This is a genomic window from Achromobacter sp. Bel (assembly GCF_012928505.1).
In the GTDB taxonomy this organism is placed as follows: domain Bacteria; phylum Pseudomonadota; class Gammaproteobacteria; order Burkholderiales; family Burkholderiaceae_B; genus Achromobacter.
Genome location: NZ_JABBJN010000011.1, coordinates 37,442 through 54,867 on the forward strand (window position 1 = coordinate 37,442; position 17,426 = coordinate 54,867).

Sequence of the window (17,426 nt, forward strand, 5' to 3'; positions counted from 1 at the left end):
GGCCCCGTTCCTGCACGACGTCGGTACGCGATCAAGCTCCGGCCTGGGCCTGCTCAAGCTCGCGGACACGCTTGCGGTTGCGCACCGTCGAGAACACCAGCCAGGCGGCGAGCGCCAGGATGGCGTAGACAAAGCCGGCGCTGATCGGACGATCGATGAACACACTCATGCTGCCGCGCGACAGCAGCAGCGCACGGCGGAAATTCTCTTCGACCATCGGACCCAGCACGAAGCCCAGCAAAAGCGGCGCGGGCGAAAAGCGCAGCTTCAGAAACAGATAACCCACCAGACCCAGTGCCAGCACCATGCCCACATCGAACAGGTTGTTGTTTGTGCTGTACACGCCCACGCACACGAAGAACAGCGCGGAGGGGAACAGATACTTGTAGGGCACCTTCAACAGCCTTGCCCACATACCGATCAGCGGCAAGTTCATCACGACCAGCATGATGTTACCGATCCAGAAGCTGGCAATCAGCCCCCAGAACAGGTCGGCGTGCTCGGTCACCATCTGGGGACCCGGCTGAATGCCATGGATGATCAGCGCGCCCAGCATCAAGGCCATCACCGAGTCGCCAGGAATACCCAGGCTCATGGTGGGGATGAAGCTGGTTTGCGCCGCCGAGTTGTTGGCCGCTTCCGGACCCGCCACACCTTCGATGGCGCCGTTGCCAAAGCGCTTGGGCGTCTTGGACACGCGCTTTTCGACCGCGTAGGACATGAACGACGCAATGGTCGCGCCCGTGCCCGGCAAGATGCCCAGGATTGCGCCGATGGCGCTGCCGCGCGCAATCGGCATGGCCGACTTCTTGATGTCGCCGGGTTCGGGCCGCACCGACATCTTGGGTCCAGCGCCCACGGTGGTGGCCTTGCCGATGCGATTCACATTCGCAAAGAAATCCGCCAAACCGAACAGGCCCATGGCCAGCGCCACCAGCGGCACGCCGTCGCTCAGTTCGATGACGCCAAAGCCGTAGCGGATGGTGCCCGTGTTGACATCGGTGCCCACCACGCCCAATAACAAGCCCAGGAACACCATGGCGATGCCTTTGATGGCCGAGCCTTTTGCCAGCGTGGCGCCTGCGAACAGACCCAGCATCATCATTGAAAAATACTCGGCCGGACCGAACTGAAACGCCACCTCGACCAGCAAGGGCGAGAACAGGATCATGATGATGATACCCACGCTGGCGCCAACGAATGAGGCCATGACCAGCATGAACAACGCTGACCCGGACTTGCCTTGCCGGGCCAGTGGATTGCCGTCCAGGCAAGTCACCGCGTGTGACGGCGTTCCAGGCAAGTTAAGCAGGATGCAGGTGATACCGCCGCCATACTGGGCGCCGTAGTAGATGCCGGCCAGCATCATCAGCGCGGCCACCGGAGTCATCGCGTAGGTCAGGGGCAGCAGGATGGAAATCGCCGCCAGCACGCCCATGCCCGGCAGCACGCCGATCATGTTTCCCATGAATACGCCGAACAGCGACCACAGCAGGTTCTCCCACTGCAACGCTACGGAAAAGCCATGCAATACGTTGTCGAAAAGATCCATTTCCTACCCCCAGCGCAGCATCGGAAACTGCAATTGCAGCGCCCACGAAAACACCACCGCGCCGAACACTGTCATCGCAATGGCGAGGATGGCGGCGGACTTGACGGAGTTCGACGTATCGCCCAGCGCCGAGACGAACACGAGCGCGAACGTAGCGGGCAGGAATCCAAGGAAACTGCCCAGAATGATGAAGAGCGCGATGCCGGCCGCGATGCACGCCATGCCGCGCACGCGTTCGCGGCGCGAGGGTTGAGGCAGCTGTTCTTCGATGAGTTCTTCCTGGACTTCATCGGGGTCCGGGCTAAGCGGAACCAGGATGCCCAGCGCGACCAGAAAGCAACCAATCATCAGCGGAAAATAGCCCGGTCCCATCCGCGCCAGCTCTCCGATGTTGTATGACGTTGCTTCAAGAATGGTTAGCGCCCCGCATAGGGCGATGAATGCTCCGCCCCAAAGATCGCGCTTTCTGGAAAATATGGTGCTGCCCACGGCTTGCTCCCCTGTTTGTTGTCGACATGCTTCGGCGCGCGTGATGCCGCAAGCCGAAGGAGGGGGCACTTTAAGGACGACGCCTTGCAATCCGCTTTCACGGCTTGGCGGGCGCCATGCGGGAAAACCAGCAGGACGAAAGACGCGTGTTCGCACGGCTGAACAAGCGTGAACATCGGTTCACATCGGATGTTCACAAAAGTGAACATCGAGGCGGGATTTGTCGCTGGAAAGCGGGCTGGCATGCTTTTTTCCCGCGCCTCGACCGCTTGCCAATTCTTGCAAATGCGGCGGCCGATCCCGCCCAGGCATAATCGCGTTTTTGTGCTGCTAACGTGTCGCCATGCTTCGACTGCCTCTAACCGCGCGAATTCCGCTTGCGGTCTCGCTGCTCTTCCTGGTGATCTCCGCCGCGCTGATTTCCCTGGCGCTGCACGGCGTGTCCCGCCAGTTCGACAGGCAGGTCGCCAATCTGGGACAGGTCTATCTGGACGGATTGTCCGCCGCGATCCTGCCTGCGGTGCGAGCAGAAGATTCCGTGCAGATGGTCGATGTGCTTAACCGGGCGCTGGATACGCACTTGGGAGTGGTCGACCGAACGCTTGCCGTCGTCACTGCCGATCATCGCCTGCTGGCGCACGTGGCGCGCTACCCCGAGGTTGAGCCGATTCCGCTGGCATCGTTTTCGGACGCGTTCGGCACGCTGGAAAGCCCGCGTTCGGCAGGGGTGTGGACGTGGCGCTTACTCGATGACGATCGGCCGGCGCTGGGCACCTTGGTAGCCAATCTTGATGTCAGTGATTTCCTTCGGCAACGCCAGGAACTGGCCTGGGAATTGGGCCTGGTGGGAATGGCAATCAGCCTGATCGGCGCAGCGCTCTGTTTCGGCATGGCGCGACGGCTTCAACGCCCGATCATTTCCCTGACCGAAGCCCTGCGTGCCGGGCCGGAAGATCGCCTGCGTCCCATGCGCGTGGACACCACGGACCCCGAACTGATGGAATTGCTGGCGGCATACAACTGGATGGTTGAAAGCGTGTTGCAACGTGAAGCGCTTACTGAACGTAGTGCACGCATCGAACGCGAGGCGGTGTTGGGACGGATGGCGGCGGCGCTTGCCCACGAAGTCCGCAACCCCTTGGGGGGGCTGCGCACCGCCGTGCAGACGCTAAGGCAATTCGGTGAGCGGGGCGACGTTCGTAGCGAGTCGCTGGGCTTCATCGAACGCGGCGTCGAAACGCTCCAATCCGTGGTAGATGCGAGCCTGCGCACCTTTCGTCCAGGCAATGCGCGGTTGCGCGAAGCAGACATTGCCGATATTCGTTTGATGGTGGGGGCACAGGCCAGCCGGGGCGGCGTACGCGTCGAACTGCACTGTGGAGGAATGCAAGAACGGCGTCTTGCGCTGCCCGCCGGTGCCGTCCGACAGGTGTTGCTGAATCTGGTGCTCAACGCGATCCAGGCGTCAGCGCCGGGCGAGCGGGTGCTTGTCTTCGCGCGCGCCGGTCGCGATGCACTGACGCTGCATGTGGCCGATGCCGGCAGCGGCTTGCCACCTGGGGCAGGGCGCGCGTTGACGGGCGGCCCAACTGAAGGCGACGGCATGGGTTTGGGCATCGTGGCAGATCTGATAAAAACCATGCGAGGCCGTCTGCGCGTCACGTCCCTCGCGCGCGGCACGCGTATCTCCGTGCGTCTGCCCTTTGGTACACAGGAAGAAACGCCTTGAACGACATACAGGTATTGCTGATCGAAGACGACGAACTGCTGGGCGGCGCGTTGTTGCAGCGGCTACGCCTTGAGGGCATTTCGACGCAGTGGGTGCAAAGTTGCGCGCAAGCGGTCGAACTGTTTCGCAGGACGCGCATGCGGCCGGCGTTTCTGCTGGCCGATATTCGGCTTCCTGATGGCTCCGGCGAAGAGCTTTACCGGCGCTTGATCCCGCATCTTGCCAGCACCACGGTGGTTTTCGCTACGGCCTATGGCGACATCGCCCAGGCCGTACGCCTTGTCTCGGCCGGCGCGAACGATTACCTGACCAAGCCCTACGACACCGACACGCTGGTGGCCCGCATCCGATCGGTCATCGCCGCGCAGCCCGCCGGCCAGCACGACGAGATCCGCGAAAACCCCTTCGCGATACACGAAGAGACCTTTGCGGTGGCGCAGGAGCTTGAACGGCTGGCCGCGAGTTCCCTGCCGGTGCTGCTCGAAGGCGAGACGGGCTCGGGAAAGGATCGAGCCGCTCGCTACATGCACGCGCGCTCGCGCTACTTGTCGGGTCCTTTCGTGGCGGTTAATTGCGCGACGTTGGGGACAGACCTGATTGAAAGCCTGTTGTTCGGACACTTGAAAGGGGCCTTCAGCGGCGCTAGCGCGACGCGAGAGGGCTTGTTTTCCCAGGCAGCTGGCGGCACGCTTTATCTCGACGAAGTGGCTGAACTGACGCCTCGGGCGCAAGCAGCGCTATTGGGGGTGCTTGAGAATGGCCTGTATCGTCCTCTGGGCGACAGCGCCGCCCGACTAACGGATTGCCGGATCCTGGCCAGCACCTGCTCGGACCTGCAAGCGGCGATAACGCAAGGCACGTTTCGCGCTGACCTTTTCTATCGGCTAGCCGTAGCAAGAATCGCGACGCCGCCGCTACGGCATCGGCCCGGTGCATTGCCCGGCCTGGCGCGTGCCATCTTGGCTGCGCAATCCACGGCAGGGGCCTCGCTGTCGTCCGATGCCCTCCAGGCCATGCACGTGTACGCTTGGCCTGGCAACGTGCGCGAGCTGAAGAATCGCATTGCGCGCGCGGCGGTCATGGCGGATGGCGCCATGCTGCAAAGCGGCGACCTCTTCCCTGAAAGCAAACTTGTGGAGAAACCAGACTTGGCTGCTACCCGGTTCGACGCCGAACAGCGCGCCATCCAGCAGGCCATTTCCGAATCCGGTGGCCATATGGGCCAGGCGGCAAGGCTCCTCGGCATTTCGCGAACAACGTTATGGAAGAAGCTGCGAGCAGGGCGGGACGATGGTGGGGAGAATTGAGGCGTTGTTGATCCATCCGATGCACGCCGGCCCACTGCGGTCGGCGTCAGGAACCATTGACGAAAATAGTTTGTGGCTACGGCCATCGCAGTATTGAGGCCATGCTTGTTTTGGAGTTGGAGCGAAGCGGCTTATCCGCAGCTCATCTGCCGCAAGGCGTCTACGTTGCGTATCTTCAGTTGCCTTCTGCTCATCTTGACCATTGACGCCAGCTGCAGACGTGAGAACACGCGGCAGACCGTTTCAACCCTCATGCCCAAATGGTTGGCGATGTCCTCGCGTGTCATCTTCAACGTGAATTCCAGGGGCGAATAGCCATTTGCTGCCATTTGCTCGGACATTCCGATCAGAAATCCCGCGATTCGCTCTTCGGTCGTCATGCAGCCTAGGGTCAGTAAGAGGCGGCAATGTTGGTTGGTGTTACTGACGAGCAGTTTGTTGAATTCTTGCGCCGCGCCGAAGTCATCATGACAGTTATCCATCAGTTCCGCGTAGGGAAGAATGCAGACTAGCGAGTCTTCCAAGGCAATGGCGTCGCAGCTGTATACACCCGTTTCGATCCCGTCAAGACCCAGCAAGGACCCGGCAATGGGGAACGCCGTTATCTGCTCCAGCCCCGACAGACTGGTGACTCGTACCTTTGCTGATCCGGAATGCAGCTGATACAGATTCAGAAATGGATCGCCGGCCCGATAGACGTGCTCTCCGCGATGAATCAACTTCTGGCCATGAAAGGGCGTGGAGCGGAGAGCTTGATGTCCTTCGAGCGCCGGATGGCACAAGCGCGCCGTTACACAATGCTCGCAATTCGAGGGTATGGTCGTCCGCCGTGCTGTGCTGCTAGAGTTGACAACGATATTGTCCATGGCTGCATCTCGCTAGGCTGGTGATCGATCGGGAGATCCTCGTCCGAGGTAAGGAGCGCTGCGTAAAGCCGCAGGCTTGATGCAGTATGAGATACACGCATGGATCGAGCTATCAGCGCATGTCGCCAGTTCTTGGCAGCGGAACCTTACGACTGTAGGAATATTCCTACGATGCCCGCTTAATGATCCGGGAAATCCTGATCGTCGATCAGACGATGCCGGATCGCATAACGAACCAAATCGGTCTGATTGCGCAGGCCCATTTTCACCAAAATCCGACTCTTGTAGGTGCTGACAGTTTTGACGCTCAGAAACAAGCGTTTCGCGATATCCGAATTGTCCAGGCCAGACGCAAGATGCCGGAATACCGAGAGCTCTCGATCTGACAGCAGCAAGTGGGGGAGCGCATTGTTTTTTTTCTGCCGATCAAAAGCGATGTTCTCGGCCAGCGATGGGCTCAGATAGCGGCCTCCGCCGGCGACCTTACGGACGGCCTGAACCAACTCCTCAGCGGCACTGTCCTTGGTTAGAAATCCCGACGCGCCGGCTTTGATTGCCTGGATCGCGTATTGTTGCTCGCCGTGCATGGTAAGCACGAGAATCGGTACTTCCGGGTGGCTATTCTTGATGTGACGGATAAGATCCACGCCGTCGCGTCCCGGCATGGACATATCGAGCACGAGCAGGTCCCATTTTCGCTGGGCCAGCAGTTGCATCGCTTCGTCCCCATTTCCTGCCTCTCCCTGAACGGAGATGTCGCCCGCATGCTCGAGCAAGCGCCGAAGTCCTTCCCGCAGTAATGTGTGGTCGTCCGCCAGTATGACTGTGATCAAGATGCCTCCCAGGGTGATTCCGGATGCTGAGCGGGCATTTGGGCATCCAGGCGGAATCCTCCTCTGTTGCGGGTATTGATCGTTACTTCACCATTAAGAAGTCGAATCCGCTCACGTATGCCTTGCAGCCCCAGCGACATGGGCAACTTCTTGGTCAGACTTTCGGCCGCGGCGCCAACGCCATTGTCTTGCACGGTCAGCGTGCACTGCGTTTCGTCACAGGCCAGACGCACCTGGACTTTGGTCGCCTGGGCATGCTTGGCGATATTGGTCAGCGCCTCTTGCACCACCCGGAACAGGGTAGTGGCCACGCGTTTGGACGGCTCGGTCGGGCCGACGCGTATTTCCGCATCCGTGTCGATGCCATATCGAGATACAAAATTCGCTACGAGCCATTCGACCGCGGCGGCCAAGCCCAGATCATCAAGCATGACGGGCCGCAAGTCGGAGGCAATACGCCGCAGCGACGCAAAGGTGCTTTTGATCACCCGTCGCATTGCGCGGACCCGATCCCGTGCGCTGGCGTCATCCGGACGGAGGTTGGATTCCAGCTGCGCAAGCTCCATGGTCAACGCAGTCAGGCTCTGGCCGAGGTCATCGTGCAGCTCGCGGACGATATGTTTTTTTTCCTGTTCGCGCACGTGCAGCAAGGCGTTGGACAGTCGGGTCAGTTCGTCCCGCGAGGCGCGCAGGGCTTGGTCGATACGCTGTCGCTCAGTAATATCCCGGAGGAATATCGACAGGAATACTCCCGTTTCGGTGCGAGTCTGTGAGATAGAGGCTTCCATCGGGAATTCCTCGCCGTTGGAGCGCAGCCCCCACAGTGGCGCACCCAACCCCATTTTGCGGTCTGACATACCGGTATCTTTGAACCGGCTGACATGTTGCGCATGGACCGAGCGGAAGCGCACCGGAATCAGGATATCCAGGCTTGCACCAATGGTCTGATCGGCTTGGCGCAGAAACACGGCCTCTGCCGCCGGGTTGAACATCACGATGCGTTGATGCTCATCGATCGTGATGATCGGCTCGGTCGCGGAGTGGATGATATCAAGCAGCGGTGGTGCGCTGGGTGAATCTGTCATGGCAAAAGGCGCGATGTGTCCGACCTGACCTGGACAGACGATAAATCATTGCAGCACAGATTGCCGGGTGAAGCCATAGGTGCGACGCCACTGTGCCAAAAGCACTAGTGCTTTAGCAGAAGTGACCATGGGCGGGATGGATGCCTTAGTCGATCGAGGGAAGCAAGGGGAGGGGGTCGCCGCCGCCGGGGCGATCGGCGGCCAGCGTCTGCTCCCTGAAACGGCAGAGGGACGCATCGCATTCTTCGGCGAGCACGTCGTATTGTTTCAAGAGCAAAATGGAGCGTGGCTTCGAGCCTATGATGGCCGCCATATCATCCACGGCGCGGAACCCGCCATCACCCGACATGACGCAGATCACCGAATAGGCGCTGATAAATCGACCCTGCGTTTTCAAGAACGATCGCATGGGCGCGGCCAGCGCACGTAGCCATACGGGCGCAATCAGGACCACGTGGTCGAAGTCGTCCAGGGAAGGGCCGTCATAGTGAAATGCGGGGCTGCGTTTGAGCAGGTTGTCGACGATACAGCGCACATCTCCCGACAAACCGTAACGCGGCGCGGCATCCCGTATTTCGTAGCTGGGCCATCCGCTGACAGAAGCCAAGCGTTCAGCGACGGTTCGGCCCGTTCCTGTACGAGAATAGAAGAAAATGCCGATGCGTGCCATTTTTTGTCTCCTTGCCGCGATCGCGGCGTCACGCCTCTTGAGCCAGCAGCGCCCGCAGAATGTCACGTCGGCTGACCACGCCGACTAATCTTCCGGCTCGGGTGACCGGAACGCGTTTGATTCCACGCTTTAGCAGTACGTCGGCGATAGCGGACAGATCTTCGGTTTCTTCCACCGTGATGGCGGGGCTGGTCATTACCGCGGATGCGGTTTGCTCACTGAGTTGCAGGCTGTGCAGGAATTCCAGATTCAGCGCTTCCCCTTCGGCTAGCAACGCCAGCCAATGGTCCAGTTTCCTCTGGTGCACAGTGTCCTGGCGCCGAATGAGATCACCCTCGGTGACCACGCCGATTAATCCGCCATCGTCGCCAATCACCATTACGGCGCTGATATCGTGGTCCAGCATGGCATGCATGATCTGGGAGACAGGCGTTCTGGCCGTAACACAAAATGGATTGGCGGTCATGAGTTCGTGCGCAAGCATGGCTTTTCTCCGGGGCAGCAGACGCGTACCCTGTGCTAAGGAATTGTTGTTCCTATAGTGATCTTTCATGCGACGCATAACTTGATTTTGGTCAAGCAAGGGTTCTGGGCCTGTCGCGAGAGCGGGGCGGGACGTGCGAAGCTGCTGGTAATCCGAACGCCGGGAGGAAGCATGTCGAAGAACTTGCGGTTGCGTTTCCTTGGGGCGGCCGGCACAGTCACCGGTTCGCGCCACCTGCTGGATGCAGATGGCCGCCTGATATTGCTGGATTGCGGCCTGTTCCAAGGCGTCAAGCCGCTGCGGCTGCGGAACTGGGCGAAGTTTCCGGTCTCACCTGCGCAGATCGAAGCCGTCGTGCTGTCGCACGCTCACCTGGATCATTCTGGCTATCTGCCCAAGTTCGTCCGGGAAGGCTTTCGCGGGCCCATCTATTGTTCCGAGGCCACGCTGGACCTGTGCCGGCTGTTGTTATTGGACAGCGCGCATTTGCAGGAAGCCGATGCAGATTACTTGAACCGGCACGGCATTTCCAAGCACCAACCGGCGCTGCCGCTTTATACCGTGGCCGATGCCCAGCGGGCGATCGCGGCATTGCGCCCCGTCGCTTTCGATACCGCGACGGACCTGCCGGCCGGCCTGCGGTTTGAACTGACCCGGGCGGGCCATATCCTGGGCGCCGCCATCATTGAGCTTACCTATTCGGGCGGAAAGCTGGTGTTTTCGGGCGATCTAGGCCGCTACAACGACCCGCTGATGCCGCCGCCCGAGCGGGTCGAGGAGGCGGATTATCTGGTGATCGAGTCCACCTATGGCAATCGCCTGCACGGGACGGAAGATGTGCAAGACGTCTTGGGCGAAATCATCGTTCGGACCGTCAAGCGGGGCGGCACCGTCGTGATTCCCTCGTTCGCAGTGGGGCGTGCCCAGTTGTTGCTGTTTCATCTGCGGCGCCTCAAACAGATGGGAACCATTCCCCGGGACCTACCGGTGTACCTGGACAGCCCGATGGCCAGCAGTGCGGTGGATCTGTATGTGCGCCACGCCGCTGACCAGCGGTTATCTCCGTCGGACGCCCGCGCCGCCTATGGCGTTGCCGTATGCGTCAGTGACGTGGAGCAGTCCAAGGCGCTTGATGCGTCGCCCATGCCCAAGATCATCGTGTCCGCCAGCGGCATGGCAACTGGCGGCCGCGTTCTGCACCATTTGAAGCACTATGTGAGAGATCCTCGCAACACGGTGGTGTTCGCCGGCTTTCAGGCCGTGGGCACGCGTGGCGCGGCGATGCTTGACGGCGTCCGCACGGTCAAGATCCACGGGGAATACGTGCCCGTCCGGGCTGAAGTGGAAAACCTTTCCATGCTGTCGGCGCATGCGGACGCCGATGAAATACTCCGCTGGCTGCGCGGATTCTCCTCGGCTCCCAAAGAGACGTTCATCGTGCATGGCGAACCGGCCGCAGCCGACGCCTTGCGCCTGCGCATCAAAGACGAGCTCGGTTGGCGCTGTCACGCCGTTGAACAGGAAGAAACCGCGGTACTGGACGCATCGGGAGGGGCACGCGAATCTACCTAGGAGGGATGGCCGAAAAAAACCTGAGTTTGACGGCCTGCACCACTACCAGGTAGCTGATGATCAGCGGCGCAAGCATCAAGTAGAAGGCATCGGGCGGCGGTGTAAATGAAAAGAAATCGGCCAGAGGACTGACAGGCAGCCAGAGCGCGACGGCCACGACGAGGCATGAGGCCGCGACCAGTATCGCGTTGGGACGGCTCTTGAACGGGTTCCCCCGAGTACGGATCACAAAGATGACAAGCACCTGTGTGCACAGCGATTCCACAAACCAGCACGTCTGAAACGTGGACTCGTTCGCATCGAGTACGTGCAGCAGGAGGTAGAACGTAATGAAGTCGAAAACCGAGCTTATCGGACCCACGATCAGCATGAACTTGCGGATCGACGCGATCTCCAGCCGGCGGGGGACAGCCATGTCGCTTGAATCGACATTGTCCAGCGGAATTGGGAGCTCTGAAATGTCGTAAAGCATGTTGTTCAGCAGTATTTGAACGGGCAGCATTGGGAGGAAGGGCAGGAAGAGCGCCGCGCCTGCCATGCTGAACATGTTGCCGAAGTTGGAACTGGTGCCCATCATGAGGTACTTGAATACGTTCATGGAGGTGCGGCGCCCCTCCATGACGCCATCGTGCACTACGCTCAGGCTGCGCCGCAGCAGAATGACGTGTGCAGCATCCCGGGCCACGTCGGCTGCGGACTCGACTGACATCCCCACGTCGGCCGCATGCAGGGCGGGCGCGTCATTGATCCCATCGCCCAAGTAGCCGACGGTGTGCCCTAGATGCTTGCAGGCAAGCACGACGCGTTCTTTCTGGGAGGGTGTCATGCGGCAGAAGAGGGTGGTGCTTTCCACCTTGCTCCGCAACGCCGCGGCGTCCATGGATGCCAGTTCAGCGCCGGTCAGCACGCCCTTGACTGGCAGGTGCAATTGCGCGCACAGGTGGCGCGTCACCAATTCGCTGTCGCCGGAGATGATCTTGATCTGCACACCGCTTGAGCTCAAGGCCTTCAGCGCGGCGGCGGCACCGCGTTTTGGCGGATCCATGAAGGCCGCGTAGCCATGTAGCACCATGTTCGACTCGTCGCTGACGTCGACGGCGTTGCGCGCGTCCGGGATGGACCGCAATGCGACCGCCAGAACACGGAACCCCTCATTCTCAAGGTTGCGAAACGTCTGCGCGGCGCGTTGGCGGGCGGTCTCGTTCAATGCTTGCGGTGCATCGCCTTGCCGTGGCGTGTAAGTAGCGCAGACACGTAGCACGTCTTCGGGCGCGCCTTTGACGATCAGTAGCCGGCCGGCGGGACCCTGCACAAGCACGGCGGCGCGACGCCGTTCAAAGTCAAAGGGCAGTTGGCCCAGGAGCGCCCAGTCGCTGCACGTGGCACCTTCGACTGACAGCACCGCATCATCCAGGGCGGTCTTTGCGCCGCTTGCGAAGCGGCTGTTGACGTACATTAGCGCGGCAACGGCCGGGCTGAGGCCCCCTTCAGGGTCTATCGTGCGATCGAGGCGGATTTTCGCTTCGGTCAGCGTGCCGGTTTTGTCGGAACAGAAGATGTCCATGGTGCCCAGATTCTGGATTGCCGACAACTGCTTGACGATGACATGCTTGCGCGCCAGGCGCATGGCTCCCCGGGCCAGCGTGACGGAAACAATCATCGGCAGAAGCTCCGGAGTGAGGCCGACGGCAAGGGCGACGGCGAACATGAAGGACTCCAGCCAGGGACGATGGAATAAGGCGTTGATCAGTAAGACGAACAAGACCAGAAATAGGGTCAGGCGCATGATGAACATGCCGAATCCCTGTATATCCATATAGACCGCTGTGGGTTTTTCGCGTTTGGCGATATCGGTGCCGATCTGACCGAGTTCAGTATGGGAGCCCGTCATAACGGCAATGGCGATTGCACTGCCGCTATGGACGGCGGAGCCGGCGAATACCGCGTTCGGGGCGTCCATTGCCGTCTGCCCGGGGTTAGGGATGACGCCGGAGCGCTTCTCCACAGGGAAGGACTCTCCGGTCAGCGGCGCCTGGTTGACCAGCAGATTGTCCGCCGTCAGGAGTCTGGCGTCGGCCGCGACAATGTCACCTGCGCGTAGCTGCAGCAGATCGCCAGGAACGACTTGCGCGGCAGCGATGCGGATCGGCTGACTGTCTCGCACCACCGTCGTCCAATGCGCCAGCGACTGTTTCAGCCGCTGCGCGGCGGCTGCGCTTCGGGCCTCCTGATACGCGTCCAGCATGACGCTGATCAGGATGATGCTTCCAATAATGACGAAGTTGGCGATTTCCCCAAGGAAGGCCGATATGGCGCCCGCGATCAGGAGGATGAGTACGAGCGGGTTGGCGAAGCGGCGCAATAGCGCCATCACCCCGAGCCGCACGGAGGCAAGCAATGACAGGGGAGGCTGTGGAGGTTCCTGACGCAGTGCTGCGGCCTCGGCACTCAGGCCTGCGCGCGTGCAGCCCAACCGAGTCAGGAGCGTGTTGTCGTCCTGTTCCCACCAGCGGGGGCTGTCGTTTGGGGCTTGCATCGCATGTCGGACGCGGTCACGACGTGCCGTCTGGCGCGCGCACCAGCAGCACGGGAACCGTTGCGGTTCGCAGGATGCCCTCAGCGCTGCTGCCCAGTACCATGCGGCGCACCCCGCGGCGGCCGTGCGTGCCGATGACGATTAGGTCCGCTCGCCAATTGATGGCTTCGTCCACGACGCGCTGCTGAACGGTCTTCGCCAGATTTTCATAGAGGACCGTGTCGACTGGGAGTCCTTGTGCTTGTACCGCGGCCTGCGCCTTCGCCAAGAGTTCGGCGCCGTTTCGCTGCAGCAAGTCCAGCAATTCCCCTGCGTAATAGCCGTAGGAGTCGGCGGCCAGGGCAAACGACATTTCGTCGATCACATGGATCAGGCGCAGGCTGGCGTGAGTAATGGTTGCCAAGCGCATCGCCTCTTTCAAGCCAAGTTCTGAGGTCGGACTTCCATCAATGGGCACAAGAATGCGTTCATACATGGCGAATCTCCAGGCGGGGGAGATATCGAGTATCGGCCCACCGCGGGACGCGACATTGACAGAGATCAATGTCGCAGCGGGCTTGCCGCCGGCCACTGCCAGCTCCGAATGTCTTCCGGGTCGATACCTTCCGCCCGCGCATGGGACAGAGCCTGGGTTTGCCGCGCCAACAGGGATTGCATAGGTTCCGCCGTGCAGGTGCGAAGACGTGGAACTCGCTTGAACACATCCATCGCGAGGCTGTAGCGGTCGATGCCATTCAGGATTGCTAGCTCAAATGGCGTATTGACGTCGCCTTGCTCCCGGTAGCCGTGCACATGGAAATTGGCGTGATTGCGGCGTCGGTAGCAGAGTTTGTGTATCAGGGCCGGATAGGCGTGAAAGTTGAAGATGACGGGCTTGTCCAGCGTGAATAGGTGGTCGAATGCGTCGTCTGTCAACCCGTGCGGGTGATGATGATCGGACATCAGCGTGAACAGGTCCACCACGTTGACGAAGCGAATTTTCAACCCTTTGATCATCTCCTTGAGCATCGCCACGGCCGCCAGCGCTTCCTGGGTTGGAACATCCCCTGCGCACGCGATGACGACATCAGGTTCGTGAGGCACGAACGTGCTGGCCCATTCCCAGACACCGATGCCTGCTTGGCAATGACGTATGGCGTCGGGCCCGTCCAGATAGGTCAGGTGCGGCTGCTTGTCAGCCACGATGACGTTGATGTAGTCGACCGAACGCAGGCAATGATCCGTCACGCTCAACAGGCAATTCGCGTCTGGTGGCAGGTAGATTCGGACGACATCGGGACTTTTGTTGGCCACGATGTCCAGAAAGCCGGGATCCTGATGGCTGAATCCATTGTGGTCTTGCCGCCAGACCAGCGAGGTGATCAGCAGGTTTAGCGACGGCACGGGCGTGCGCCAGTCTACTAGGTGCTTTGCCTTATCCAGCCATTTGGCATGTTGGTTGAACATCGAGTCAATGACGTGGGCGAATGCTTCATAGGTGGAGAGCAGGCCATGCCTGCCCGTCAGCAGATAGCCTTCCAGCCAGCCTTCCAACGTTTGTTCGCTCAAAATTTCCATGACCCGGCCCGCAGGCGACAGGTTGCCGCCGTCCGCATCGCTGTCCAGCACTTGCGCCATCCAGGTCTTGCCCGAGGCGTCATAGATCGCGGACAACCGGTTGCTGGCGGTTTCATCAGGCCCGAACACGCGGAACCGGTCCAAGTTCCTGCGCATCACTTCGCGCAGGTATTCCCCAAGAATTTGCGTCGCCTGCGCGCTTTGCACGCCAGGCTGCGGCACGGCGATCTGTTGCCCGGCGATGTCGGGAAGGTCGAGCGGCTGGCGCAAGTCTCCGCCATTGGCGTGGGGATTCGCGCTGATACGCCGGTTGCTCTCTGGCGCCAAGGCGCGCAATTCGGGGATCAACCGCCCCGTCGCATCAAACAGTTTTCCGGGCTGATAACTGTTCAGCCACTCTGCCAGGACATGCAGTTCGTCAGCGCGGCCCACGGGGTCGGAAACCGGTATCTGGTGCGCCCGCCACGAATCTTCTATCGCGTGGCCATGTACCCGCTGAGGGCCTGTCCAGCCTTTTGGCGTGCGCAGCACGATCATTGGCCAGCGCGGCCGCGCATTGCGGCCATGCGTGCGCGCCTGCGCCTGGATCGCCCTGATATCCGCCAGGCACTGGTCGAGCGCACGCGCCATCTTGCGATGCATCGCGGGCGGGTCGGACCCCTCGATGAAAGTCGGTCGATATCCGCAGCCTTCGAAAAGCGCAAGTAGCTCAGCATGCGGGATCCGCGCCAGAATGGCCGGGTTCGCGATCTTGTATCCATTCAGATGCAGGATGGGAAGCACCACGCCGTCTCGCGCAGGATTCAGGAACTTGTTTGAATGCCAGGAGGCGGCAAGCGCTCCGGTTTCGGCCTCGCCGTCGCCGATCATCGCGGCCACGATCAGGTCGGGATTGTCGAACGCGGCGCCGAACGCGTGCGACAGGCTGTAGCCTAGCTCGCCACCCTCGTGGATTGAGCCGGGGGTATGGGCAGAGCAGTGGGAGCCGACGCCCCCCGGCGCTGAGAACTTCTGGAACAACCGAAGCATCCCGGCCTCGTCCTGCGAACATTCCGGATATCTTTCCGAATAGTGTCCATCCAGGTAAGCATGCGCTAGCACGGCCGCCGCGCCATGCCCAGGACCGCAGACGTACATCAGATTGAGGTCGTGCTCGACAATGAGCCGGTTCAGGTGCGTGAGCGTAAAGGACTGCCCCGGGCAGGTACCCCAATGGCCCAGGATGCGGCGCTTGATGTGATCGGCGTGCAGCGGTCTTGTCAACAACGCGTTGTCACGCAGATAAAGCATGCCGGCACACAGGTAATTGCTCGCCTGCCAGTATGCGTGGATGCGGTTCAACTGGGCGTTCGACGGTACGGAAGTCATGGCGTTCCCTTGACGGCGCTAGGGGCCGGCGACCAAGCGGGGCGCGTATCGCGCAGGGTTTCAACGACGATTAGGTAACGTCCCGCGCCATAGACGGGCGTCCGATCTCGCCGCAGCACCCAAGGCGTGGACACGAGGTCGGCGGCGAGCTCATAGTCCGCATCCAGCAGGCCCAGCCGGTCGATCAACTGGTTGAGCGTTGCCGGGATGCGGATGCATCCTTTGGACTGCGGAGTGCCCAGCCTGGTCTCTAACTGATAAGGGTCCGTCGCATGCATTTGCAACCGCATCGTGCTCACGCCCTCCTTGGTCCAGCCCTGGCGGGCCTGTTGCCAGCCAAAGTCGTAGACCCGCATGCCCTTGGCGCCATACCCCAGGATGCCGTTGGCGTTTTTCGTCCCTTCGGCACGGAAATCAGGGTTGTTCAAGTTATGCGCAAATACGCCCATCGGCGTTTCGAAATGGTCGAACCGGCCAATCCGGCCCGTGGACACTGGGGCTGCACCGATGTAAAGCGACGGAGCGCCGAGGCGCATCCAGAAGAGCATTGCCGCCTGGACTTTCACATGACGATCCACCACGAGGACGTATTGGGGGCCCAACAAGATAATGCCAGCAGCTTGTAGTGCTTGCAGGGCCAGGTTTGCATATCGCTCCCGCTCGTCGTCGGGCAGGACCAGCGCGGGAGAGACCTCCTGGCGGAAGGCGCGTGCGACCTCATCGGGCGGGACCTGCGCCCACGTCGGCCCCGGGCAAGCCAGGGGCGCGACGGCAATTGCGCCCGCCATCATCCAAGTATGCGTGGCACGGAGGACGTCATTACGTCGAATCATGGGCCTTGGCTTAATTGATCAGGACGACGGGGATATGGCTGATGTGCAGCACTTTCAACGCGACCGATCCCAACAACAAGCTTCCCGCCGCCCCCAGGCCACGCGAGCCCATGACAATGTGGTCGCATTGATGCGCGGTAGCGTATGTCTTGATTGATTCGGCAATGGGGCCAACCTGAAGCGCTTCTTGATACATGACCCCCGCCTTGTCCAGCGCCGCCTTCGCGTCTCCAAGCGCCGTCTTGGCCTCGTCATCGTAGTAGTCCTGAATCATCTCCTGGGAGATAAACGCGAGTACCGTCCCCGACACGATGGGTGATTGCACGTTAAGCAGATGAAGTGTGCACGGGCCATTTTCCCGGACATGGTCGATCATGTAGCGCACGGCGCGCAACGAATTGGCAGATCCATCTATGGGAATCAGGACGTTTTTCACGATGCCTCCTGGGCGCTTAGGTGGCCTTTATCAGAAGGCCGTTACGAGTTTGAACTCCATCATGGCACTGCGGCGTTTGATTCAATTGACGGCGGTCAACTTCATTGAA

General features: G+C 60.7%; 16 protein-coding genes. 4 read left to right on the forward strand and 12 right to left on the reverse strand.

The window, feature by feature from the left end; all coding sequences use genetic code 11:
• Positions 1 to 31: 31 nt before the first annotated feature.
• Together HG262_RS09525 and HG262_RS09530 are read right to left on the reverse strand one after the other, a co-directional pair.
• A complete protein-coding gene (locus tag HG262_RS09525) occupies positions 32 to 1,552 on the reverse strand; it encodes a tripartite tricarboxylate transporter permease (protein WP_169270776.1) in 1,521 nt (506 codons plus the stop codon).
• 3 nt (positions 1,553 to 1,555) lie between these two features.
• Complete coding sequence (locus tag HG262_RS09530; RefSeq protein ID WP_348984378.1) at positions 1,556 to 2,041, reverse strand: tripartite tricarboxylate transporter TctB family protein; 486 nt, start codon at positions 2,039 to 2,041, stop codon at positions 1,556 to 1,558.
• Positions 2,042 to 2,157: 116 nt separating this feature from the next.
• Here HG262_RS09530 and HG262_RS09535 point away from each other — a divergent pair, with 116 nt between their 5' ends.
• Genes HG262_RS09535 through HG262_RS09545 form a run of 3 tightly spaced genes read left to right on the forward strand, consistent with a single transcriptional unit; the run spans position 2,158 to position 5,077 of the window.
• Complete coding sequence (locus tag HG262_RS09535; RefSeq protein WP_169270777.1) at positions 2,158 to 2,355, forward strand: hypothetical protein; 198 nt, start codon at positions 2,158 to 2,160, stop codon at positions 2,353 to 2,355.
• Between the two features lie 29 nt (positions 2,356 to 2,384).
• Positions 2,385 to 3,770 carry an ATP-binding protein gene (locus HG262_RS09540; RefSeq protein WP_169270778.1) on the forward strand — a complete coding sequence of 462 codons (1,386 nt, stop codon included), beginning with the start codon at positions 2,385 to 2,387 and terminating at the stop codon, positions 3,768 to 3,770.
• A 14-nt stretch (positions 3,771 to 3,784) separates the two neighbouring features.
• A complete protein-coding gene (locus tag HG262_RS09545; protein ID WP_248293305.1) occupies positions 3,785 to 5,077 on the forward strand; it encodes a sigma-54 dependent transcriptional regulator in 1,293 nt (430 codons plus the stop codon).
• A 131-nt stretch (positions 5,078 to 5,208) separates the two neighbouring features.
• On the opposite strand, the gene HG262_RS09550 is transcribed toward HG262_RS09545, so the two are convergent.
• The 5 genes from HG262_RS09550 to HG262_RS09570 all read right to left on the reverse strand — a co-directional run bounded on the left by HG262_RS09550 (position 5,209) and on the right by HG262_RS09570 (position 9,015).
• Complete coding sequence (locus HG262_RS09550) at positions 5,209 to 5,943, reverse strand: helix-turn-helix domain-containing protein (RefSeq protein WP_169270780.1); 735 nt, start codon at positions 5,941 to 5,943, stop codon at positions 5,209 to 5,211.
• A gap of 179 nt (positions 5,944 to 6,122) precedes the next feature.
• Positions 6,123 to 6,776: a response regulator transcription factor gene (locus tag HG262_RS09555; RefSeq protein ID WP_169270781.1), complete on the reverse strand. Its 654-nt coding sequence runs from the start codon at positions 6,774 to 6,776 to the stop codon at positions 6,123 to 6,125.
• Positions 6,773 to 7,861, reverse strand: coding sequence for a PAS domain-containing sensor histidine kinase (locus tag HG262_RS09560; protein WP_169270782.1), 1,089 nt, complete (start codon positions 7,859 to 7,861; stop codon positions 6,773 to 6,775). The genes HG262_RS09555 and HG262_RS09560 overlap by 4 nt, the downstream gene beginning before the upstream one ends.
• 145 nt (positions 7,862 to 8,006) lie before the next feature.
• On the reverse strand, positions 8,007 to 8,531 hold the full coding sequence (locus HG262_RS09565; RefSeq protein ID WP_169270783.1) for a flavodoxin family protein: 525 nt from the start codon (positions 8,529 to 8,531) through the stop codon (positions 8,007 to 8,009).
• Positions 8,532 to 8,559: 28 nt separating this feature from the next.
• Positions 8,560 to 9,015 carry a CBS domain-containing protein gene (locus tag HG262_RS09570; RefSeq protein ID WP_169270784.1) on the reverse strand — a complete coding sequence of 152 codons (456 nt, stop codon included), beginning with the start codon at positions 9,013 to 9,015 and terminating at the stop codon, positions 8,560 to 8,562.
• 171 nt (positions 9,016 to 9,186) lie between these two features.
• Between HG262_RS09570 and HG262_RS09575 the strand changes: the two genes are divergently transcribed.
• The gene (locus HG262_RS09575) at positions 9,187 to 10,587 is read left to right on the forward strand and encodes an MBL fold metallo-hydrolase (RefSeq protein WP_169270785.1); all 1,401 of its coding nucleotides are present in this window, start codon (positions 9,187 to 9,189) and stop codon (positions 10,585 to 10,587) included.
• Here HG262_RS09575 and mgtA read toward each other — a convergent pair.
• The 5 genes from mgtA to HG262_RS09600 form a co-directional block, all read right to left on the reverse strand.
• The gene (mgtA, locus tag HG262_RS09580; RefSeq protein WP_169270786.1) at positions 10,580 to 13,123 is read right to left on the reverse strand and encodes a magnesium-translocating P-type ATPase; all 2,544 of its coding nucleotides are present in this window, start codon (positions 13,121 to 13,123) and stop codon (positions 10,580 to 10,582) included. The genes HG262_RS09575 and mgtA overlap by 8 nt on opposite strands.
• A gap of 16 nt (positions 13,124 to 13,139) precedes the next feature.
• Positions 13,140 to 13,598 carry a universal stress protein gene (locus HG262_RS09585; protein WP_169270787.1) on the reverse strand — a complete coding sequence of 153 codons (459 nt, stop codon included), beginning with the start codon at positions 13,596 to 13,598 and terminating at the stop codon, positions 13,140 to 13,142.
• Between the two features lie 65 nt (positions 13,599 to 13,663).
• Complete coding sequence (locus HG262_RS09590) at positions 13,664 to 16,048, reverse strand: phosphoketolase family protein (protein ID WP_169270788.1); 2,385 nt, start codon at positions 16,046 to 16,048, stop codon at positions 13,664 to 13,666.
• Positions 16,045 to 16,881, reverse strand: coding sequence for a L,D-transpeptidase family protein (locus HG262_RS09595; protein WP_169270789.1), 837 nt, complete (start codon positions 16,879 to 16,881; stop codon positions 16,045 to 16,047). The genes HG262_RS09590 and HG262_RS09595 overlap by 4 nt, the downstream gene beginning before the upstream one ends.
• Positions 16,882 to 16,891: 10 nt before the next feature.
• Complete coding sequence (locus tag HG262_RS09600) at positions 16,892 to 17,317, reverse strand: universal stress protein (protein WP_169270790.1); 426 nt, start codon at positions 17,315 to 17,317, stop codon at positions 16,892 to 16,894.
• Positions 17,318 to 17,426 lie beyond the last annotated feature (109 nt).